This is a genomic window from Candidatus Deferrimicrobiaceae bacterium (assembly GCA_035256765.1).
Lineage (GTDB): Bacteria > Desulfobacterota > Deferrimicrobia > Deferrimicrobiales > Deferrimicrobiaceae > CSP1-8.
On record DATEXR010000036.1, the window covers coordinates 1 to 4,330 of the forward strand.

Consider the following 4,330-nt stretch of genomic DNA (forward strand, 5'->3'; position numbering starts at 1 on the left):
CTACGAAATCGATGTCCTGCAACAGTTTGCCGGGAAAGGCGAGACGAGCGTGACCGTTGATGGAGTTCCGCAACCCGACCAGGCAATTTCCCTCGTCGACGACCGCCGGAAACATTCGGTCGAGGTGGTGATACACCATGCACCCAGGTAACACCAAGCGAGGCGGTGTATCAGCCCATCGAGCTAACCCCCTTCCCGCCCCGAAAAAACCCTTTGTTTGCAAGGGGTTTGCCATCCGTTCCGCTTGTCCATCCAAAATCGGTAGAGACGTCCGGAAGATGATTCCATCAAGACACGGGTGGACCGACCACAGGGATAGGTCAATATGGCATGAAGGAAATCTCGCCCCGAACCGGCAGGACGGACCGGGGAGACAGAAGCCGCGTGAAAGGAGGACCACCATGCAACGCCTCCCGTCGATCCTTCTCGCTGGAATATCCGTCCTCGTGACGGCGGTTCCCGCATTCGCCGCACCCACGCAGAGCGAACCGACGCAGGGATGCATCGGGTGCCACGTCTCCGTGACCCCCGGGATCGTGGCCGACTGGGAAAAAAGCCGCCACGCCAGGGTCACCCCGGCGGAGGCCCTCAAGAAGAGCGCCCTGGAGAGAAGGGTCTCCACGGAAAGCATCGCGGAGGGGCTTTCCGGTACCGTAGTTGGCTGCGCGGAGTGCCACACAAGAAATCCGGAGAGGCATACGGACACCTTTGAGCACAACGGGTACAAGGTCCACGTGGTGGTGACTCCCGACGACTGCGCCACCTGCCACTCCGTCGAGAGGAGCCAGTACGACAAGAACATCATGGCCCATGCCTACGCGAATCTCGCAGGCAACCCCGTGTACCACAACCTCGTCGACATGGTGAACGGCGTCCAGGTCTTTTCCGGGGGGAAGACCACCATCCGCCCCCCCGACCGGGAGACGAACGAAGACTCCTGCTTCTACTGCCATGGGAGCAAAGTCGAGGTCAAGGGGGTGAAGACCCGGAAGACGGTCATGGGAGATATGGCATTCCCCGTTCTTTCCGGGTGGCCCAACCAGGGGGTCGGGCGGGTGAACCCCGATGGAAGCCTGGGGTCGTGCGCCGCATGCCACACCCGGCACCAGTTCTCCATCGAGATGGCCAGGAAGCCGTACACGTGCTCGGAATGCCACAAGGGACCCGACGTCCCCGCCTACAAAGTGTACGAGGTGAGCAAGCACGGGAACATCTTCAGCGCCCTCGGGAAGGAGTGGGACTTCCACGCCGTCCCCTGGACGGTGGGAAAGGACATCACCTCCCCCACGTGCGCCACCTGCCATGTAAGCCTCGTCGTTTCCGGGGAGGGGGAAGTCGTCGCGGAGAGAACCCACCGGATGAACGACCGCACCTCCTGGCGGATCTTCGGCCTGATCTACGCGCACCCGCACCCCGTTTCCCCGGACACGACCATCATCCGGAACAAGGCGGGTCTGCCCCTCCCCACCGAGCTGACGGGGGAGCCGGCGGCGGATTTCCTGATAGACGCGGCGGAGCAGGCGAAAAGGCGGCAGGCGATGGAACGGGTCTGCCGCGCATGCCACAGCAAGGAGTGGGTGGACGGGCAGTTCGCCCGGCTCGAGAACACGATAAAGACCACGAACGAGATGACCCTCGCGGCGACGAAGATCCTTCTCTCGGCCTGGGAGCAGGGGGCCGCGCGGGGCCTGGGGCAGAACGACAGCTTCTTCAACGAGGGGATCGAGAAGAAATGGGTGGAGCAGTGGCTCTTCTACGCGAACTCCACCCGCTACGCCTCGGCCATGATCGGGGCGGACTACGGCGTCTTCGCCGACGGGCGGTGGTCCCTCTCCCGCAACCTCCGGGAGATGGCCGAATGGCTCGCGGAGCACGGAACACCTGCGGTCGAAAAACGGAAATAAGGGACGTCCCCCGGGAAGCGGGGCCGGTTTCCTCGCCGGTCCCGCCTCACCGCTACACGTGATTACGCAGCATCAGGTCGGCTACGGGTTTGCGCCGGGTTCGCGTCCTGCTGTCCCTTCCTGTCCCCTTGACGGAGTGCCCCACCTCCGAAACGTACCGGTTCCGACCCGCACCTAATCCGTCATCGAACTCCGGATACGGAGAGGAGGCGGGGAAAGATGACCGCAAAGATGCCCGGGGATCCGGCGACCCGTTCCACCCTCGAGGCGGTCCGTCGTTTCAACGAGGCGTTCGACCGCCACGACGTGGACGGCGTCATGGCGGCCATGACGGATGATTGCGTGTTCGAAAACACCTGTCCTCCTCCTGACGGGGAGCGGTACGCGGGACAGGGTTCTGTGCGGACGTTCTGGGAGCGCTTCTTCGCCTCTTCCCCCGACGCTCGCTTCACGACGGAGGAGATCTTCGCCGCAAAGGACCGATGTGTGATCCGGTGGCGGTACGACTGGGTAGGCAAGGACGGAACGCCCGGCCATATCCGCGGCGTGGACCTCTTCCGCGTGCGCGACGGAAAGGTGGCGGAGAAGATCGCCTACGTCAAGGGGTGACCTTTCCCCGGAACCCCTTATGTTTCCTCAAGACCCGAAAACAGCCGTTGTTTGCAGAGGGGTTGCGCCGCGTCGTCCAGGGGGCGCGTACACCCTTCTTTTTCCCGGAATTCCTTCGACACCGATGCCGGAAAAAAGAACGTCTTTGGGAAACCGCTCCGCGGAAGACCAATCTAACTATTGGTTGCGGAGGCTCGTCAATGTATCCGGCTTTCACCGAGAGAGGAAAGGAGACCATCTTGAAGGCGAAACCTCATGTAGTTCATGATGTTGGCGGAATTCAATCGGTTCGTCCCGAATCCCTTCACGAGCTCTTCGAAAAATTCTTCAACGAGGGCGATCTCGACCGCATCGGCCGCCTGTACGAACCGGACGCCGCTCTCGTCGATCGGGACGGAACGATCGTGTCCGGCAAAAGCTCGATTATCGAATATATCCGTGGCCTGCTTTCCCTCAAACCGACAATTCGGGTGGAACATATCAGGACGATAGAAGCAGGTGATGTCGCCGTACTCGTGTCGGAGTGGCAGATGAGCGGCACCGCACCGGACGGGTCCACGATTACGGACGGTGGTCGTACCTACGATATCGTCCGGCTCCAGTCGGATGGGACATGGAAGGTTGTCATCGACAACCCGTGGGGAACGGTGCTCCCCGACCTTGGAGAAGAAACCAAGCTGCCACGAAAACATTGAACGGGAAACCCAAGGGGGCTTGCAATGGCCAAAGAGAAGATCATCGCGGTAGTGGGTGCAACCGGTGCGCAGGGTAGCGGATTGTGCCGCGCCATAACGAATGACAAGAACGGCGGATATCGGGTGCGGGCCCTGACGAGAAACCCCGGCTCCGACAAGGCGAAAGAACTGAAGAAAATGGGCGTCGAGGTCGTCGCGGCGGACGTCAACGACGAGAAGAGTCTGGAAAAGGCGTTCCGGGGCGCCCACGGGGCGTTCTGCGTTACCTTCTTCTGGGAGCACTTTTCGCCCGAGAAGGAATACGCGCATGCCGCCGCCATGGCCCGCGCGGCAAAGCATGCCGGCGTCAAACATGTCATCTGGTCGACCCTCGAAAACACCCGCAATTGGGTTCCCGTAAGCGACGACCGCATGCCCACGCTCATGGGCAAGTACAAGGTGCCGCACTTCGACGCCAAGGGGGAAGCCGACCAGGTCTTTACCGATCTCGGCCTGCCGGTCACCTTTCTTCTGACGTCGTTCTACTGGGAGAACCTGATCCACTTCGGCATGGGGCCCAAGAGGGGGGCGGACGGGAAACTGGCGATCACGTTTCCCATGGGCGACAAGAAGCTGCCGGGGATCGCCTCCGACGACATCGGCAAGTGCGCGTACGCTATCTTCCAGAAGGGGCGCGAGTTCGTCGGAAAGACCGTCGGGATCGCCGGCGAGCACCTGACCGGAGCGCAGATGGCCGCCGCCCTTACGAAGGCGATCGGGGAGGAAGTTCGCTACCACGACGTTTCCCCGGAAATATACCGCGGCTTCGGATTCCCGGGCGCCGACGACCTCGGGAACATGTTCCAGTTCAAGCGCGACTTCGAGCATGTCTTCTGCGGGGCACGCGACGTCCGCCGCGCCCGTGCTCTCAACCCCTCCCTGCAGACGTTCGAGGCCTGGCTTGCCGGGAACAAGAGCCGGATCCCGATCGAAAAGGAATCCCGGCGGGCGGCGGGAGAATGAACGAACCCGGCCGATGGTCCGGGTGAATCGGGATCATTTCATGGAGGAAATATCCCCCGGCCCCTTCCGGGATGCGGAAGAGGTGTGTCCCCGTCCATGCAATGATGCCGAAGGGGGATG

4 protein-coding genes are annotated in these 4,330 nt (G+C 62.0%); all 4 read left to right on the top strand.

Features of this window, described 5'->3' with window-relative positions; all coding sequences use genetic code 11:
* Positions 1-401: 401 nt before the first annotated feature.
* The 4 genes from VJ307_01275 (at position 402) to VJ307_01290 (ending at position 4,210) form a co-directional block, all read left to right on the top strand.
* Positions 402-1,904: a multiheme c-type cytochrome gene (locus VJ307_01275; protein HJX72758.1), complete on the top strand. Its 1,503-nt coding sequence runs from the start codon at positions 402-404 to the stop codon at positions 1,902-1,904.
* 219 nt (positions 1,905-2,123) lie between these two features.
* Complete coding sequence (locus VJ307_01280; GenBank protein HJX72759.1) at positions 2,124-2,513, top strand: nuclear transport factor 2 family protein; 390 nt, start codon at positions 2,124-2,126, stop codon at positions 2,511-2,513.
* A gap of 239 nt (positions 2,514-2,752) precedes the next feature.
* Complete coding sequence (locus VJ307_01285) at positions 2,753-3,208, top strand: nuclear transport factor 2 family protein (GenBank protein ID HJX72760.1); 456 nt, start codon at positions 2,753-2,755, stop codon at positions 3,206-3,208.
* A gap of 24 nt (positions 3,209-3,232) precedes the next feature.
* The gene (locus tag VJ307_01290) at positions 3,233-4,210 is read left to right on the top strand and encodes an NmrA/HSCARG family protein (GenBank protein ID HJX72761.1); all 978 of its coding nucleotides are present in this window, start codon (positions 3,233-3,235) and stop codon (positions 4,208-4,210) included.
* Positions 4,211-4,330 lie beyond the last annotated feature (120 nt).